Annotated in this window: 16 protein-coding genes and 1 tRNA gene; 13 read left to right on the top strand and 4 right to left on the bottom strand. The window is 64.8% G+C overall.

The genetic code is table 11. From position 1 onward, the window contains the following. Positions 1–312 precede the first annotated feature (312 nt). From JL811_RS01670 to JL811_RS01640, 7 genes are all read left to right on the top strand, one after another. The gene (locus JL811_RS01670) at positions 313–624 is read left to right on the top strand and encodes an ETC complex I subunit (RefSeq protein WP_202686529.1); all 312 of its coding nucleotides are present in this window, start codon (positions 313–315) and stop codon (positions 622–624) included. Between the two features lie 134 nt (positions 625–758). Continuing rightward, positions 759–1,220, top strand: coding sequence for a GNAT family N-acetyltransferase (locus JL811_RS01665; protein WP_202686527.1), 462 nt, complete (start codon positions 759–761; stop codon positions 1,218–1,220). 47 nt (positions 1,221–1,267) lie between these two features. Continuing rightward, positions 1,268–1,344, top strand: a tRNA-Arg gene (locus JL811_RS01660). Positions 1,345–1,456: 112 nt separating this feature from the next. Further along, complete coding sequence (locus tag JL811_RS01655) at positions 1,457–2,116, top strand: pseudouridine synthase (RefSeq protein WP_202686525.1); 660 nt, start codon at positions 1,457–1,459, stop codon at positions 2,114–2,116. A gap of 184 nt (positions 2,117–2,300) precedes the next feature. Next, positions 2,301–2,588: a co-chaperone GroES gene (locus JL811_RS01650; RefSeq protein WP_202686523.1), complete on the top strand. Its 288-nt coding sequence runs from the start codon at positions 2,301–2,303 to the stop codon at positions 2,586–2,588. 69 nt (positions 2,589–2,657) lie between these two features. Then, complete coding sequence (groL, locus tag JL811_RS01645) at positions 2,658–4,301, top strand: chaperonin GroEL (protein ID WP_202686521.1); 1,644 nt, start codon at positions 2,658–2,660, stop codon at positions 4,299–4,301. A gap of 260 nt (positions 4,302–4,561) precedes the next feature. Then, a complete protein-coding gene (locus JL811_RS01640; RefSeq protein ID WP_202686519.1) occupies positions 4,562–6,454 on the top strand; it encodes an acyl-CoA synthetase in 1,893 nt (630 codons plus the stop codon). A 50-nt stretch (positions 6,455–6,504) separates the two neighbouring features. Here the strand turns inward: JL811_RS01640 and JL811_RS01635 are convergent, their stop codons facing one another. Further along, positions 6,505–7,671 (bottom strand): mandelate racemase/muconate lactonizing enzyme family protein, encoded by a 1,167-nt coding sequence (locus tag JL811_RS01635; protein WP_202686517.1) that lies wholly within the window; start codon positions 7,669–7,671, stop codon positions 6,505–6,507. A gap of 132 nt (positions 7,672–7,803) precedes the next feature. Here JL811_RS01635 and JL811_RS01630 point away from each other — a divergent pair, with 132 nt between their 5' ends. The 4 genes from JL811_RS01630 to JL811_RS01615 all read left to right on the top strand — a co-directional run bounded on the left by JL811_RS01630 (position 7,804) and on the right by JL811_RS01615 (position 10,713). Next, positions 7,804–9,150, top strand: coding sequence for an oligosaccharide flippase family protein (locus JL811_RS01630; RefSeq protein ID WP_202686515.1), 1,347 nt, complete (start codon positions 7,804–7,806; stop codon positions 9,148–9,150). A 145-nt stretch (positions 9,151–9,295) separates the two neighbouring features. Next, on the top strand, positions 9,296–9,499 hold the full coding sequence (locus tag JL811_RS01625) for a hypothetical protein (RefSeq protein ID WP_202686513.1): 204 nt from the start codon (positions 9,296–9,298) through the stop codon (positions 9,497–9,499). A 379-nt stretch (positions 9,500–9,878) separates the two neighbouring features. Further along, positions 9,879–10,052: a hypothetical protein gene (locus JL811_RS01620; protein WP_202686511.1), complete on the top strand. Its 174-nt coding sequence runs from the start codon at positions 9,879–9,881 to the stop codon at positions 10,050–10,052. Beyond that, entirely contained in the window at positions 10,033–10,713 is a 681-nt protein-coding gene (locus JL811_RS01615; protein WP_202686509.1) for a sugar transferase, read from the top strand. The genes JL811_RS01620 and JL811_RS01615 overlap by 20 nt, the downstream gene beginning before the upstream one ends. A gap of 110 nt (positions 10,714–10,823) precedes the next feature. Here JL811_RS01615 and JL811_RS01610 read toward each other — a convergent pair whose 3' ends face one another. Further along, complete coding sequence (locus tag JL811_RS01610; protein ID WP_202686507.1) at positions 10,824–12,254, bottom strand: GumC family protein; 1,431 nt, start codon at positions 12,252–12,254, stop codon at positions 10,824–10,826. Positions 12,255–12,257: 3 nt separating this feature from the next. Then, positions 12,258–13,208 carry a CpsD/CapB family tyrosine-protein kinase gene (locus JL811_RS01605; RefSeq protein WP_202686505.1) on the bottom strand — a complete coding sequence of 317 codons (951 nt, stop codon included), beginning with the start codon at positions 13,206–13,208 and terminating at the stop codon, positions 12,258–12,260. Between the two features lie 345 nt (positions 13,209–13,553). Between JL811_RS01605 and JL811_RS01600 the strand changes: the two genes are divergently transcribed. Further along, complete coding sequence (locus tag JL811_RS01600; RefSeq protein ID WP_202686503.1) at positions 13,554–14,591, top strand: glycosyltransferase family 2 protein; 1,038 nt, start codon at positions 13,554–13,556, stop codon at positions 14,589–14,591. Here the strand turns inward: JL811_RS01600 and JL811_RS01595 are convergent, their stop codons facing one another. Beyond that, positions 14,592–15,356, bottom strand: coding sequence for a WecB/TagA/CpsF family glycosyltransferase (locus tag JL811_RS01595; RefSeq protein WP_420496754.1), 765 nt, complete (start codon positions 15,354–15,356; stop codon positions 14,592–14,594). It abuts the gene before it with no gap. 379 nt (positions 15,357–15,735) lie between these two features. Between JL811_RS01595 and JL811_RS01590 the strand changes: the two genes are divergently transcribed. Beyond that, complete coding sequence (locus tag JL811_RS01590) at positions 15,736–17,148, top strand: hypothetical protein (RefSeq protein WP_202686499.1); 1,413 nt, start codon at positions 15,736–15,738, stop codon at positions 17,146–17,148. The last annotated feature ends 47 nt before the right edge of the window (positions 17,149–17,195 follow it).

Here is a 17,195-nt window from a genome sequence, read left to right as displayed (position 1 = left end):
GAAGGGTCGGCAAGCCCGGCACATCCGGCAAAGGCCCCGGGCTTGCCAGTCAAAGCGAAAACAATTTTAAAGAACTTAATTTTAAACAAACTCATCTTTTGGTTGTAAATTGGTCTGACTTCTGCCAGGATGAACAGGCAAGCAGCAAAGCCTGTCGGCTGGCCGCACCACACACCCCACCCCACACTCCCCGTGACCAGCCGACAGCACCCCCCCCCCGGGGGCTTCAGGGCGGATGTTCCTGCGTGCCGGGCTTGCCAAGCCGGATGGTTTTCCCCCATATGGCTCCAGTCCAGCAAAGGAGCCACGCCCATGCGCGCCCGCATCTATCAGCCCGCCCGCACCGCGATGCAATCCGGCAGTGCCAAGACCCATGAATGGATTCTGGAATTCGCCCCGGCCAGCGCGCGTGAGGTCGATCCGTTGATGGGCTGGACGTCCTCGGATGATATGGCCAGTCAGGTCCGCCTGCGGTTCGACAGCCGCGAGGCGGCCGAAACCTATGCCAAGGCACAGGGCATTGATTTTACCGTGACCGAACCGAAACCGCGCAAGCCGGTGATCCGTCAGGGCGGCTATGGCGAAAACTTCGCGACCAACCGTCGCGGCGTCTGGACGCATTGAGGCTGTGAACCGGGCCAAGGCCCGCGGGTGAAACGCCCCCTGTCACTTCGGCCCCCCGTCATTGCGACCATTGAAGCGCTGCAGGCTTTGCGCCACTCTGCTGTCAGTTCCTTCCTTCCGACGGTTTTCCCGATATGCCCAGCATTGCCCGCGACACGCCCCTTGCGCCCGATCTTGCCGATCTGATGGCGCGCCACAGTCTTGAAATGCATGCCGATACACCGCCCGAAAGCATTCATATGATGGATGCCGCCCATATGGCCGCCGAACCGGGCATCGCCTTTTTCGTGATGCGCGACGGGGCCCTGCCGGTGGGCATGGGCGCCTTCAAGCGCATCGCGCCGGATCATGCCGAAATCAAGTCGATGCATGTTCTGGCCGAACGGCGCGGTCAGGGCCTGTCGCGGCGGATTCTGGAACATCTGATCGCCGAGGCACGGTCGGCTGGCCTTGCCCGGCTGAGCCTTGAGACCGGCACTCAGGCGATGTTCGAACCTGCCCGGCGGCTTTATCTGTCCGCCGGGTTTCGCGAATGTCCGCCCTTCGGCACCTATGTCGAGGACCCCAACAGCGTATTCCTGACACGTGTGCTCTGATCCCGGGCTTGCACGCCCGCGCGCTCTGCATCAGAAAGGGGGCATGCGGTCGCGTAGCTCAGCTGGATAGAGCAGCTGCCTTCTAAGCAGCGGGTCGGGGGTTCGAGTCCTCCCGCGATCGCCAATGCGACGGCAGGGGGCGGATCACGCCCTGCCACGGAACTGGATCCGGACCTTTCGCAACCGGCTGCAGGCAGGGAACAGGTGTCCTGCAGCGACGATTCGGGAAGGATGCGATGGCAAGGCTCATCCTCTTCAACAAGCCCTGGGGGGTCCTGTCGCAATTCTCGGGCGACAGTGCCGAAGGGCGGCGGCCCTTGCGGGAATTCGTGCCGGTGCCGGAGGTTTATCCGGCGGGCCGCCTTGACCGCGACAGTGAGGGACTTTTGCTGCTGACCGATGATGGCGCACTGCAGGCACGGATCGCAGACCCCGCCTACCGGCAGGAAAAGACCTATCTGGTGCAGGTCGAGGGGCTGCCGGATGATGCCGCCTTGCAGACCCTTACCCGGGGCGTGGCGCTGAAGGACGGCCTGACCGCGCCCGCGCAGGCCGAACGGATCACTCCGCCCGACCTTTGGGCCCGTGACCCACCGATCCGCCATCGCCCCAGCATTCCCGATTGCTGGCTGCAACTGACGATCACCGAAGGGCGCAACCGGCAGGTGCGGCGCATGACGGCGGCGGTGGGGCATCCGACGTTGCGGCTCGTGCGCTGGCGCGTCGGCGACTGGACGCTGGAGGGGCTGGCCCCCGGCGAATGGCGTGAAATCGACCTTCCCTCTGCCCCGCCCCGACGCATCGCGAAAAAAACCGGGTGGCATCCCGGCGCGGAATCAGGCAGAAAGCCCGGCACGAAACCGGACGGCCCCTCCCCCGGCCGTCGCCGCCGCTGAGCCGCGCCCGTGCGGCACAAGAACTTGCGGCATCAGGCCTTGCGTTCTGGCAGTCGGAAGAACGCAAACCCCACGCAGAATGCTTGACAGTCGCGTGGCCTGTGCCTAACTAGCGCACCGTTAGCACTCACAAGAGGTGAGTGCCAACACGAGACAAACCTGGAACTCAAGGGAGTGTTACCAGATGGCATTCAAACCGCTGCATGACCGCGTGCTGGTCCGTCGCATCGAAGGCGAGGAAAAGACCAAGGGCGGACTGATCATCCCCGACACCGCGAAAGAAAAGCCCGCTGAAGGCGAGATCATCTCGGTCGGCGAAGGCGCGCGCAAGGATTCGGGCGAGCTGATCGCGCCCTCCGTCAAGGCCGGTGATCGCATCCTGTTCGGCAAATGGTCGGGCACCGAAGTCACGCTCGACGGCAAGGAACTGCTGATCATGAAGGAAAGCGATATCCTCGGGATCATTTCCTGAGATCGCGCTGCCCGCTGAACCGGGCGCCAATTCCTTCCCTGAAATACAAGACAAACTGGAGCAAGCAAAATGGCTGCTAAGGACGTCAAATTCGATACCGATGCCCGCGACCGCATGTTGCGCGGCGTGAACATCCTCGCCGATGCCGTGAAGGTCACCCTGGGCCCGAAAGGCCGCAATGTCGTGATCGACAAGAGCTTCGGCTCGCCGCGCATCACCAAGGACGGTGTGACGGTCGCCAAGGAGATCGAACTTTCCGACAAGTTCGAGAACATGGGCGCGCAGATGGTGAAGGAAGTCGCTTCCCGCACCAATGACGAAGCGGGCGACGGCACCACCACCGCGACCGTTCTGGCGCAGGCGATCATCAAGGACGGCCTGAAGGCCGTTGCCGCCGGCATGAACCCGATGGATCTGAAGCGCGGCATCGACCTCGCCGTGATCAAGGTTGTCGCTGCCATCAAGGCCGCTTCGCGCCCCGTCAAGGACAGCGCCGAAGTTGCACAGGTCGGCACCATCTCGGCCAATGGCGAGGCCGAAATCGGCCGCCAGATCGCCGATGCGATGCAGAAGGTCGGCAATGAGGGTGTCATCACCGTCGAGGAAAACAAGGGTCTGGAAACGGAAACCGAAGTCGTCGAAGGCATGCAGTTCGACCGCGGTTACCTGTCGCCCTATTTCGTCACCAATCCCGACAAGATGATCGCGGAACTGGAAGACGCCTATATCCTGCTGCACGAGAAAAAACTTTCGTCGCTGCAGCCGATGGTTCCGCTGCTGGAGGCCGTGATCCAGTCGCAGCGTCCGCTGATCATCATCGCGGAAGATGTGGAAGGCGAGGCTCTGGCCACGCTGGTCGTCAACAAGCTGCGTGGTGGCCTGAAGATCGCTGCCGTCAAGGCTCCGGGCTTCGGTGATCGTCGCAAGGCCATGCTGCAGGACATCGCGATCCTGACCGGTGGTCAGGTGATCTCGGACGATCTGGGCATGAAGCTGGAAAATGTCGGCATCGACATGCTCGGCACCGCCAAGAAAGTGCAGATCAACAAGGACAACACCACCATCGTGGATGGTGCTGGCGACAAGGCCGAAATTCAGGCCCGCGTGTCCCAGATCCGCACCCAGATCGAGGAAACCACCTCGGATTACGACAAGGAAAAACTGCAGGAACGCGTTGCCAAACTGGCAGGCGGAGTTGCGGTGATCCGCGTCGGCGGCATGACCGAAGTCGAAGTGAAAGAGCGCAAGGACCGTGTCGATGACGCCCTGAACGCGACCCGTGCGGCCGTGCAGGAAGGCATCGTTGTCGGCGGCGGCGTGGCCCTCGTTCAGGCTGGCAAGTCGCTTGACGGCGTCACCGGTGAGAACAGCGACCAGAATGCCGGGATCGCCATCGTGCGCCGCGCATTGGAAGCGCCGCTGCGTCAGATCGCTGAAAACGCCGGCGTCGATGGCGCTGTCGTGGCCGGCAAGGTGCGCGAGTCGACCGACAAGAACTTTGGCTTCAACGCTCAGACCGAAGAATATGGCGACATGTTCAAGTTCGGCGTGATCGACCCGGCCAAGGTGACGCGGACGGCACTGGAAGATGCGGCCTCGGTCGCTTCGCTTCTGATCACCACCGAAGCCATGATCGCCGACAAGCCCGAGCCGAAAGGCTCCGCTGGCGGCGGCGGCATGGGTGGAATGGGCGGCATGGACGGGATGATGTAATCCTGCCCATGGGCCAATGATCCCGGGGGGCCTGCTGCGCCTCCCGACCGGAAAACCCCGCCCCTTACCGGGCGGGGTTTTTTGCTTTTCGGGGCCATGTCGGCCCGCCTTCCCTGCTGCAATCCCGTTGTGACCCTGTTCTGACGTTGCGTATCCCCATCTGCGCCGGGTTGCGGGATTTTGGAAAAATTCGCATCCTGCGGCATGATAAATCGAACCGGCGGAGGAGCGGCCGGCAATTTCAGGGAGGACTGACGATCATGGGGGCATTCGCATCCATTGCTGACCGGGACGCCATCGAGGCAGAGGGCCCCTGGGCCGAGCGCGACGAGGCGCGATCCATCTATCAGTTCCTGAGCCGCGCGCGCGATGCCCATGGCAGCCGTCCGGCGATCTCGTTTCAGCTCATGTCGGGCCCCGCAGACAAATCCGAAACGCTCAGCTGGTCCGAACTGCATGGCAAGGCGACGCAGGCCGCAAACCTGTTCCGCAGTCTGGGGGTCGGCCCGGGGGATGTCGTGGCCTATGTGTTGCCAAACTGTCTGGAAACGGCGGCGGTCATGCTGGGTGGCTCGGTCGCGGGTATCGTCAATCCGGTCAATCCGCTGCTGGAGGCCGACCAGATCAGCGCGATCCTGCGGGAAACCAAGGCCAAGGTGGTGGTGACGCTGCGCGCCTTCCCCAAGACCGAAGTTGCGCAGAAAGTGGCCGAGGCAGTCCGCCATGCGCCCGGCGTCAAGACGGTGCTTGAGATCGACCTCAACCGCTATCTGTCCCCACCCAAAAGCTGGATCGTCCCGCTGATCCGCCCGAAAAACCCGATCGGGCACACCGCGAATGTCAAGGATTTCAATGCTGAATGCGCCAAGCACCCGGCGGACCGCCTGACCTTTGCAGATACGGTCGAGGACCGCGTGGCGGCCTATTTCCATACCGGCGGCACGACCGGAATGCCGAAAGTTGCGCAGCACAAGGTTTCGGGCATGGTCTATAACGGCTGGCTGGGCGCGCGGCTGATGTTCAAATCATCGGATGTCGTGATCTGCCCGCTGCCGATGTTCCATGTCTTTGCGGTCTATCCGATCCTGATGTCGATGATCGCCTCGGGCGCGCATGTCGTCTTTCCGACCCCTGCGGGCTATCGCGGTGACGGGGTGTTCGACAATTTCTGGGCCTTGGTCGAGCGCTGGAAGGTCACCTATATGATCACGGTGCCGACCGCGCTTTCGGCGCTGATGCAGCGCCCCGTCACCGCCGATGTCAGCAGCCTGCGCGGCGCGTTTTCAGGTTCGGCCCCCCTGCCGCTGGAACTTTACCGCCGCTTTGAACAGGCAACCGGCGTGCAGATCATCGAAGGCTACGGGCTGACGGAATGCACCTGCCTGGTGTCCTGCAACCCGCCCGAGGGCAGCAAGAAGATCGGATCGGTCGGCATTCCCCTGCCCTATACGACGGTGCGCATCCTGCATGTCGGGGCGGATGGTGAGGTGACGCATGAATGCGGCCCCGATGAGGTGGGCGAGATCTGCGTTTCAAACCCCGGGGTCTTCCCCGGCTCGACCTATACCGAGGTCGACAAGAACCGCAGCCTGTTTGCCGAAGGGATCTATCTGCGCACCGGCGATCTGGGCCGTATGGATGCCGAGGGCTATCTTTACATCACCGGCCGGGCCAAGGACCTGATCATCCGGGGTGGGCATAATATCGACCCCGCGATCATCGAAGAGGCGCTGATGGGCCATGAGGCCGTGGCCTTTGTCGGCGCGATCGGCCAGCCCGATGCGCATTCCGGTGAACTGCCCTGCGCCTATGTCGAACTGGTCAAGGGCGCGACCGCCAGCGAGGCGGATCTGCTTGAATTCGCGGCCTCCCATATCCATGAACGCGCCGCCGTGCCCAAGCGGGTGGAGATCCTGCCGGAACTGCCGAAAACCGCCGTGGGCAAGGTGTTCAAACCCGATCTGCGGCGGCTGGCGATCACCCGCGTCTATGATGCCGCCTTGTCCGGGGCGGGCCTGCCCGTCCGGGTCGATTCGGTGATCGAGGACAAGAAGCGCGGGCTGGTCGCCCGGATCAGCCGCGCCGAAGGCGTGGATGAAACCGCCATCAAGAATGCCCTTGGCAATTTTATCACGCCCTGGGACTGGACCTGACGACTGACCCCCCGGAGGGGGCATGCCCCCCCGGGACGCCCGGCCCGACCCTATTCCCCGAACAGCCGTGCCACATCCGGGCAAAAGCGCGCGATCCGGTCCCGGTCGGGCGTGACACCCCAGCCCGGGCTGGCCGGGATCTCAATCATCCCGTCGCCGTCCAGCCGGAACCCCTCGACTGTCAGTTCATCAACATAGGGGCTGCCGCCGATATATTCGACCAGATCGACCCCCGGCAGGGCGGCGGCCATCTGCAGATCGGCCGCAAGCCCCATCGCGGTATTCCAGCCATGCCCGACGTAACGCACGCCGAAATCCTGCGCCATGCGCGCGATCCGGCGCTGTTCGGAAAAGCCGCCGACCTTGGTGACATCAGGCTGGATGATGTCAAAGGCCCCGGCACTCAGGAACGGCAGGAAGGACTGGCGGCGCGTCAACACCTCCCCCCCGGTGATCGGCAGGCGTGACACCTTGCGTAATGTCACGAAATCCTCCAGCGCGTCGGGCACCAGCGCCTCTTCGAACCAGCCTACGCCGTGATCGGCCAGCATATCGGCGGTGCGCAGCGCCCATTTCAGACCATTGGGCCAATAGGCATCCGACGCGCCCGCATCGACGAACAACTGCCCGCCCTCGGGAAGTTCGCGCATCGCATCGGCCACAATCGCCGCATCCAGCCGCGGATCATCGCGCCGCCCGAACGGCCCCCAGCCGATCTTGAAGGCGCGGTAACCCTGTTCGCGGTAGCGCGTGATCACCTCGGCCATCCGGCCCGGTTCCTCCATCAGCAGCGAACAATACGGCCGCACGCGGGCGCGATGCCGCCCGCCCGCAAGGATTGACACCGGCAGTCCTGCCGCCTTGCCCAGAATGTCCCACAGTGCAAGGTCGATGCCGCTGATGGCATGGGTGATCGTGCCGCCGCGCCCGAACCAGAAGGTGTTCTGATGCAGTTTCTCGCTGATCCGTTCCGGCTCCAGCGCCGTTTCCCCGATGCAGAAGCTGCGCAGCTGATCGACCGCCGCCACGACCAGCGGACCGGGCGCAAAGACGGATCCGAAACCGGTGATGCCGGCATCGGTATGCACCGCCACCAGCGTATGCACCGAATCCTCGGGGCGGATCTCGGTGGACCATCCGCCCGGCGGGCTTTCCCCCACCAGTCCCGCCGCCACGACATTCGTGATTGTCACCGCGCCCAAAGCGTCCCGCATCATCTTCCTCCCTGTTGTGCAAAAATGGTATACCAAAATCTCCGGGCCGCAAGGCCCCGACCCGCCAAGACACCCGCGATTGACCTCTGCCCCCCTGCGCCCTACCGTCCCGCAACCCCAGCAGCGGAGCGTTTCATGACCTTGTTCGGCGCTTTTCGTGGGCAGGCGCTTTTCGCCCGCGCGCTGCGCGGCTCGGCCTTCACGGCGGGCAGCTATGCGCTTGCGCAGGGTTTGCGGCTGGCCTCGAACCTTGTGCTGGCGCGGCTGCTGTTCCCCGAGGCATTTGGCCTGATGGCGCTGGTCACGGTGGTCCTTGTCGGGCTGACGATGTTTTCCGATGTCGGGATCGGCCCGGCGATTTCGCGCAGCCCGCGCGGCGATGATCCCGATTTCCTGAACACGGCATGGAGTCTGCAGGTCCTGCGTGGTGGCATCCTGTGGCTGGCGACACTGGGGCTGGGGCCGCTGCTGGCCTGGGCCTATCAGGCGCCGGACCTGTCTGTGCTGATCCCGGTCGCGGGGCTTTCGCTGTTGATCGCGGGGTTCAATCCGACGCGGATCGACAGCGCCAGCCGCCATCTAATGCTGGGCCGCGTGACGGCGCTGGACCTTGCCGCGCAGACCATCGGCATTGCCGCGATGGTGCTGTTTGCCGCGCTGTCGGGGTCGGTCTGGGCGCTGGTGCTGGGCGCGGTGCTGACGGCATTGGCCAAGCTGATCCTGATGCATCATTTCCTGCCCGGTGCCGCGAACCGCTTTCGCTGGGAACCGGCGGCGGGGCGTGAACTGGTGCATTTCGGCAAATGGATCTTCCTGTCTACCGCCTGCGGCTTCGTGATGGCGCAGGGCGACCGGCTGATCCTTGGGGCCTATCTGCCCATCGACAGGCTGGGCGTCTATAATATCGGCTATTTTCTGGCCTCCTTCCCGTGGCTTCTGGGCGGGGCGGTGGTGATGAAGGTGATGATCCCGCTTTATCGCGACGATCCGCCCGGGGCGAAGGCGGCCAATGCCCCGCGCCTGCGCCGGATGCGCATGGCGATGACGGGGGGATTGCTGGGCTTGCTGGGGGTGCTGGCGCTGATCGGCGTGCCGCTTGTCGGCCTGCTTTATGACGACCGCTATACGATGGCGGGGGCCGTCGTCGTGCTGGTCGCCTGCCTGCAGATGCCCGCCGTGATCGGCATGACTTATGATCAGGCGGCACTGGCGGCGGGGGATTCGCGGAATTTCTTCTTCGTGCTTCTGGCCAAGGCGCTGATCCAGACCTTTGCCTTCATCCTTGGCGCCGAGCTGGGGGGATTGGTCGGCGCGCTGGCCGGTCAGGGGCTTGCCCTTGCCGCCATGCATCCGCTGGTGATCTGGCTGGCGCGGCGTCATCAGGTCTGGGATCCCCGCCATGACCTGCTGTGGTCAGGCGTTGCCCTGACCCTGATTCTGGCAGCACTTGCGCTTCACCGGGCGGAAATCGCGGCGCTTTAATCAAATCCCCCGCGCATTTTCGCCGGACCGCCCGCTGAATATACGCTTTCTGCCCCAGTTTCGCCTTACTTGGCCGGAAGGATCGGAACTGCAGCTTGACTTAACCTATGGTTGTATTGGAAGCTGTCAGAGAAGGGAGCATACCATGGCCGCAGCAGTAATTCTTCTGGGTTTGTTGGGTGGGCTGGCGTCTGCCATCGCAGCCTTGCTGTTCGGCGCTCCGCTCTGGGTTGTGCTTCTGGTCTATCCCTTGACAGGCCTGATCGCCGTGGCCCTGCTTGTCGCTTTTGTGACGGGCGCGCGATCCACCGGCGGGGAAGAACCCGGCGCGATGCAGGCCGAGGCCTGACAGACCCGGCATTCTTCACAGCGCAGCCCTAAGACCCTCCAACGCGGCAAGCCGCGTCATATTTCCGTTTGAAGAAACAATCGAACCGGTGCCAGAACCGCCGCGCAATCGCGGCGCATCCGGCTGATTAGTCCATCCTTCACCAGAATGATGATTCGTCGCCACACAGGCGCTGACCCTGACGGTCTGAACTTTATGCAACCCAGGATTGCATATCAAATTTTAAGGCAAGACTAAGGCGAGCCTGTGTCAGAACCGGTCGGTAAACTTGTCAGGATCGGCTCTGCCAAGTCTGCTTCTTCCTCGCAAGACCCTCTGAGAATAGGTTAAAATCTGACTTGGGGGCGTTACTGCCGGGTGTGTGTCATGGGATTGTGGAGTGTTGGAAAACGCGGCCCATGGGCTGCGCTTGACTGCTGTTTCTGTGAATCTGACAAATCAGATCGCCGGTTCCAAAGCGCATGCCAGCGCTGTTTGTTGCCGGGGCGTGGACAATGACGATTTCATTTCCCGAATTCCCGCCACGCCGGAAAATGGCACCGAACAGGATTGAACGGGTCGGACCGGCGAAACCCGGCCCTGACGACACGGCGGGCAAGCCGCCCTCGGGCCTGTATCGCGACAGGCTGAAACGGATATTCGACGTGACGGCGGTGCTGCTGGCAGCGCCTATCGTGCTGCCGCTGGTTCTTGGACTGGGGCTGGCAGTGCGGCGCGATGGCGGCAGCGTTTTCTATACCCAGCAACGGGTCGGCAAGGACGGGCGGCATTTCCGCATGTGGAAATTGCGCAGCATGGTCAGCGATGCCGATGCCCGCATGGCCGATTACCTTGCCGCGCATCCCGAGGCGCGGCGGGAATGGGAAGAGACGCAGAAGCTGAAACGCGACCCGCGCATCACCCGCTTCGGGCAGTTCCTGCGCCGCTCCTCGCTGGATGAACTGCCGCAACTGTGGAATGTGCTGACCGGGGATATGAGCCTTGTCGGCCCCCGCCCGATGATGCTGAACCAGCAAGCGCTTTATCCCGGCAACGCCTATTACCGGCTGCGCCCCGGCATTACCGGGCCCTGGCAGACCTCGGGGCGCAACGATACCAGCTTTGGCTCACGCGCGGAATTCGACACCGACTATGAACACAGCCTGTCCTTCGGCACCGATATGCGGCTGATGTTCAGGACCATCGGCGTGGTGATGCGCTGCACCGGATACTGACTTGACCCCCCATCGGGGGCCGGATGCAGGACCGCCGACATCGCGGGCCGGAATTTCCCCGCAGGCGCAGGCAGCGCCTCCGCAGCCGTTCAGTCTTACCGGCCCGCCGCTCAGGTCGTGACCGCGACACCGATCATCACCAGCAGCAGCACCGCCGATCCAGCCAGCCCGCTGCCGATAGGCGTCAGCCCGGCATGTCCCTTTGCCGCCCCAAACAGGCGCGCCATCGCCTTGGGCTGCGCGGTTGCAGGGGCCGGCGCAGGCAGGGCGCTGCGCGCCGCAGGCGGGCTGCCCAACAGCATCCGCGCCAGAAATCCCCGCCGCCCTCTGCCAATGCCCCGGATTGGCGGAATCGCAACTATGGGTTGCAGGTCAAGCTCCCGCGCTACCTGCGCGCGGGTGCGCAGCACCGGCCGCCTCAGGTCCAGCAGAAAGGCAAGGCCAAAGCCCAGCATCAGACTGCCCAGCCCCCCCGCCAATGCCAATTTCCGCCGTCCGCCGCTGACCGGGTAATCCGGTTCCATCGCGCGTTCCAGCAGGGCGAAGGTTTCCCCCTGCTGATGCTGTTCGACATCCATCGCCGTCCGTGCCTCGGCCAGCCGCCGTGTGGTCAGATCGAACTGTTCCTGCAACTGGGAGAGGTTGCGTTCGAAGGTCAGCAATCTGCGATCCACCTCGGGGGCCTGCACCAGCAGGCCGCGGATCTCGGCCCGCCCCTCCTGCAGCACCGCGCTTTGCGCCGTCAGTCGTGCGATCTGTTCCTCCAGCACGTCCATCTGACGCCGGTCGGTCGCGCGCTGCGAATTCCGGGCCAGAACCGTATCGCGCTCGCTTCTGGCCGCACTCAGATCCTGTTCGACCGCCCGCAGATCGGATTCCAGCCCCACCAGTTCCTGCTCCCGAAGCGCGCGCTGCGCGGGCAGGGCCATGGCATTCTCGGTCTTGAAACCCGCAAGCTCGGTCTCGGTGCGGACAATCTCGGCGCGCAACTCTTCCAGTTGGCGTGAGAAGAACTGCACCGATTCCCGCGCCCGCCCGGTCTGCCCCTCGGCCCCGGCATCCAGAATGCTTTGCGCAAAATCATTGGCGATCCGCGCCGCGCGGTCCCGCGTGTCGGCCTGCGCAAAAACGATCATCGCCGCGACCTGCGGCGGGGCGCCGAATTGCGGCGAGGCCGCACTGGCCACGCGCTCAAACCGCAGCGACATCCGCAGCAGATGGATCATTTCATCTTCGCTGAGCGCCAGATCCTGATACAGCCCGTGCCGGTCGATCACCGCCAGCAGATTGTCGCGCGTGGTCAGGCGCTGTTCAATCGCCTGCAGGCGCTGCGCCGACTGGCTGGGCACCTGCGCGCCCGAGATCGGGTCGGTGACAATCGGGCTTTGCACCTGAATGACGGCGGCACTTTCAAAGACATCGGGCCGCGACATCACATGCAAAAGCGTCAGCACAGTGCCGAAAACCGCGACCGCCCCGATCAGAAGGCGGCGGCGGATCAGCAGCCCGATCAGTTCATCCAGCGACTGGATCGGCCCCATGCCCTACCCCCTCCGGCCATAGCGCAACCGCGCCAGCCCCCGGTCCTGCGCGCGGTTCAGCACAACCCCGAGGATCGGGATCTGACCGTCCAGCAGTTTTTCGCAGTCGCGCATCTCGGCGGCGGTGCTGCGCGTGCCATCGATCACCAGCATCACCGCATCCAGCAGCGGCGACAGCGCCAGCACATCATCCGACAACAGCACGGGGGGCAGATCGAACATCGCGATCTGCGGATCCAGCCCCTCGATCATCGCGGCGATGCTGGCCGCCAGGGACGGGCTGTGCAGCAATTCCGCCGCATCCGGCACCGGCACCGGGTTCAACCCCAGCGCCAGCGTCCGCCCCAGACGGCGCAGATGGCCCTCGAAGGGTTGATCCCCGGTCAGAACCTCGCGCAAGGGGTCCAGTCCGGTCATGCCGAAAAGGGCCGCAAGCCCCGGCGCGCGCAGCTCCAGATCCAGCAGCAGGGTGCGGCTTTCGGGACGGCGCGACAGCGACAGGGCCAGATTGCCCGCGACAAGGCTTTTGCCGCAGCCATGGGTGGGCGATGTGACCGCCAGCCTGCGCCAGCCGCGCTCCTGCATCGGCTGCAGGATGCGGGTGCGCAGCAGGTCGAATTCATTGGTCACCGCGTTCTGTGCCGAATTCGTGAACAGACCGTTTCGCGCCAGAAAGGCGTCATCCGGCACGACTGCATTCAGCGATTCCCACACCCGGTGCGGGCGCGGCGGGGCCAGATCCAGCGGCCCGGACTGACCGATAACCAGCGGAGTTTCGGGCAGGGTCAGGCCGGTCTGCGGCGCCCGGCGGTCAGACCGGAACACCGAACGACCCACCGGCAGCGCGCGGCCACGCTCTTCCGCGACCCTGTGGAAGATCTCCTCATCCATCGGAGATTGCTCAAAATCGGCAGGTTCCGGGGCCGATACCATCAACATTTCGCGTCTGGACATGGGGTCTTCCGGTTCCTGCTGCCATGAAGCCCGAAGGCTTCGGCCCTGACTGACATCCAAATACCCGCCACGCAGCAGGCAACGCCCGGACAAACCGTTCAGCAGCCACGATTCAAGGCGTGGCTGTCTGCAGCATTGACCGAGCCCCCGCCCGGACAACTCATTTAGCAGAGAATGGCGAAAAATGAAAGGGCTGTGCCCCGTGGGCAGAGCGGGCAGAGGGCATGGTCAAGCCCGCCCGCAGCGCCTAGTCTGCGCCCCGGATCGCGGTGGATCAACCGCCGGTCCGACCCTGCCAAGGTGCAGCCATGGCAGGAGTAATCTTGAACCACCGGGGGTGGCCGGATGCGGCAGGCAAAGGCATCTGAAACCGGAAGGACCGGGGCCGCGCCCCGAGGCGATGCCGCGTCTGCACTTGCGGGAAACACCCCCGTTGATGCGGTGGTGATCGGCCGCAATGAGGGCGCGCGCCTGCTGGCCTGTCTGGCCTCGCTGCAAGGACAGGTGCGCCGCATCATCTATATCGACAGCGGCTCGACCGATGGCAGCGTTGAGGCGGCGGCCCGCGCGGGGGCCGAGGTGGTGGCGCTGGACATGGATCTTCCTTTCACCGCCGCCCGGGCGCGCAATGCCGGGCTGGCGCGGCTGCAGGGCGATGGCTGGGTGCAGATGATCGACGGCGATTGCAGTCTTGACCCGGGCTGGATCGGTGCCGCGACCGCCTTTGCAGCCGGTCATCCGCAGGCAGTTGTGATTTGCGGGCGCAGGCGGGAACGCTTTGCGCAGGCATCCGTCTACAACCGGCTGTGTGACCGGGAATGGAACACGCCCATCGGACAGGCAACCGCCTGTGGCGGCGATGCGCTGATCCGGCTTTCCGCGCTGCGCGCCGTGGGGGGATATGATGCCAGCCTGATTGCGGGGGAAGAGCCGGACCTGTGCCTGCGCCTTGCGCGCAAGGGCGGCGAGATCTGGCGTATCAATGCGGAAATGACGCTGCATGACGCGGCGATGACCCGCTTTGGGCAATGGTGGAACCGGACGCGGCGCGCGGGCCATGCCTTTGCCGAAGGGGCCGCGCGACATGGGGCCGGGCCGGAACGGCATTGGGTGGCCGAAACACGGCGCGCGCTGATCTGGGGGGCGGGTCTGCCGCTGGCCGCCCTGTCGGGCGCTGCCCTGCATCCTGCCGCACTGGCGTTGCTGCTGCTCTGGCCCGCGCAAATGGCACGGCTGGGCTGGCGCTGGCGAGCCGAGGGGCGGGCGGGCTGGGAGGCGGCCCTGTTCACCGTTCTGGGCAAGATCCCCGAGGCGCAGGGCGTGATCGGCTATTGGCTGGGCCGGATGCGGCGGCGGCAGGCGGGGCTGATCGAATACAAGTAGTCAGGATCGTGGACCCTGCCTTCGCAGGCGCAACGCCGCCATGGCCTGCCCCGGCAGGATCGCCGCGCAGGCGGCATAACGCGGCAGCAGGCGGCGCGGGCTTTGCAGCGCCCGCCACAGCCATTCCATCGCCATGGCCCGCGCCCAATGCGGGGCCCGCATCTGATGGCCCGACAGGAAATCCAGCCCCGCCCCGATGGATGCGAACCCCATTTGCGGCGCCAGCACGCGGCCCAGCGCGGCCAGCCGTTCCTGTTTCGGCGCACCAAGCGCGATCAGGCACAGTCCCGGCCCGATCTCCGCCAGCCGCGACAGGATCGCGCGGGCGTCGTCACCCGCAGGATCAAAGCCGTAGGGCGGCGCGATGCTGGCGGCGATGGTGACCCCCGGCAGCACGGCGCGCAGGTGATCGGCAGCCCCGGCCAGCGCGGCATCGCTGCTGCCCAGCAAGACAACAGGCCGCCCGGCATCCCGCGCCAGCCGCGCCAGCGGGATCACCAGATCCGACCCGGGCACCAGCCCGACCGGACGCCGCGCCAACCGTGACAGCCAGACAACCGGATTGCCATCGGCGACAACGAAATCCTGTGCCGCATAGGCCCGGCAGAAGGCCGCATCGCGGCGCAGTTTCACCAGATGGTCCAGATTGATCGTGGCCAGCGCAAAGCCCTGCCCTGCCGTCAGCCGCGCCCCCGCAGCGCGCAAAAGCGCCCCGGCATCGGGATGGGTGACGGTCAGGGTCGTGTCGTGAAAGGTGAATTCCAAAGGATCGGCCTGCCTGACGGAGTTGCGGCCTTCTAGCACGGATCCCGGGCCGATGCGACGCTGACAGGGCCTGTCAGGGGCTGTCAGGACGGGGCCGATCCGGCAACGGACTGTTTCCGATCCGGCAAGGGGGCGGTGATCGTCCATCAGCGCCTGACGCCGGGATTTACGCCTGTTTGCCGGATGTTGTGTCAGATCAGGCACCCGCTTGCGGTCGTCACTTTCACGGCCTTTCGCGCTCCTTCCGGCCCCCCGGGAGCGCAAGACCGGGGCTGGGGCGCGGGGGCGGCATTGGAAGGCCCGCCCCATTCATGTTAACCCTGCGCGCCAGATCCGGTATCGTCCGCATTTCCAGCACCCCAGTCCGGCCCCTGAACCGATGCCCAACGCGATTGCCTACCTGATGCTGCTGCTCTGGCCGGTCCTTGCGACCGTCCTGTTCAGGCGGCTGCCGCGGGAACAGGCGCTGGTCTGGTCGATCCTTGGCGCATATATGCTGCTGCCGCCGCTGGCCAGCTTCAACCTGCCCGCAATCCCGGATATGGACAAGTTCACCATCTCGAACCTCTGCGCGCTGGGCCTCACGGTCTGGGTGCTGGGCGAAAGGCCGGGCTTTCTGCCCGGAAACCTTGTCGGCAAGGCGCTGATGGTGCTGTTCGTGGCCAGCCCCTTTGCGACCGCGCTGACCAATCCCGATGTGATCCCGATCATGGCGGGCGATGTGCCCGCGCTGCGCATCTATGATTCGCTGGCCTCGGTCAGTTATCAGATCATCGCGCTGATCCCGTTCTTTCTGGCCCGCCGCCTGCTTGCCACCGCCGATGGCATGAAGGTGATGGTGCAGGCTCTGGTCATCGCGGGGCTGATCTATTCGGTCCCGATGGCGCTGGAATCGCGGCTTTCGCCGCAGATCAATGTCTGGGTCTATGGGTTTTTCCAGCATGACTTTTCACAATCCATGCGCGGCGGCGGGTTCCGTCCGATGGTCTTCATGCCGCATGGGCTGTGGGTGGCCTTTTTCGCGCTGATGGCGGCGATGTCGGCGCTGCTGCTGCTGCGTCTGGCACCACCCGATGAGCGGCCAAAGCGGTTGGTGGTCTGGGTCTATCTGATGATCCTTCTGGTGCTCTGCCGCAGCACCGGGCCGATGGTCTATGCGCTGGGGCTGATCCCGCTGATCCTGTTTGCGCCGAAACGCTTGCAGGTTATCCTTGCGGGGCTGCTGGCGGTGGTGGTCATCACCTATCCGCTGCTGCGCGGGGCGCATCTGATCCCGCTGGATGTGATCCTCGATCTGGCGCTGTCCTATAGCGAGGCGCGGCATCAGTCGCTGGAATACCGCATCGTGAATGAGGAACAGCTTCTGGCCCGCGCGCAGGAAAAGCCGTGGTTCGGCTGGGGCGGCTATGGTCGGGCGCTGATCCTTGATCCGATCACCGGGCGGATCCTCTCGGTGCCGGACGGGCAGTGGATCATCGTTCTGGGCACCTATGGCTGGGCGGGCTATGTCGCAGAATTCGGGCTGCTGACCCTGCCGCTGTTCCTGCTGGCGCGTGAGGCGGTTCTGGGCCGGGCGGCGGATCTGTCACCCTTTGTCACGCTGATCGCGCTGATCTATGCCGCCAATCTGGCCGATCTTCTGCCCAATGCGACGCTGATCCCTTTCAGCTGGCTGATGGCGGGCGCGATCCTTGGCCATGCCGAGATGCTGGCCCGCGCCCGGGCCGAGCGCCGCGAACAGCAATGGCGCGACGCTCTGGCGATCCGCAGCGGACCGCGCACGGTGCTGTGATCCCGGCGACGACGCGGCCCGCCCGACGCTGAAACCCGCCTGGCGCT

Origin of the sequence: Szabonella alba, from assembly GCF_016765775.1 — a bacterium.
In the GTDB taxonomy this organism is placed as follows: Bacteria; Pseudomonadota; Alphaproteobacteria; order Rhodobacterales; family Rhodobacteraceae; genus Szabonella; species Szabonella alba.
This window is presented reverse-complemented; position numbering and strand designations above follow the sequence as displayed.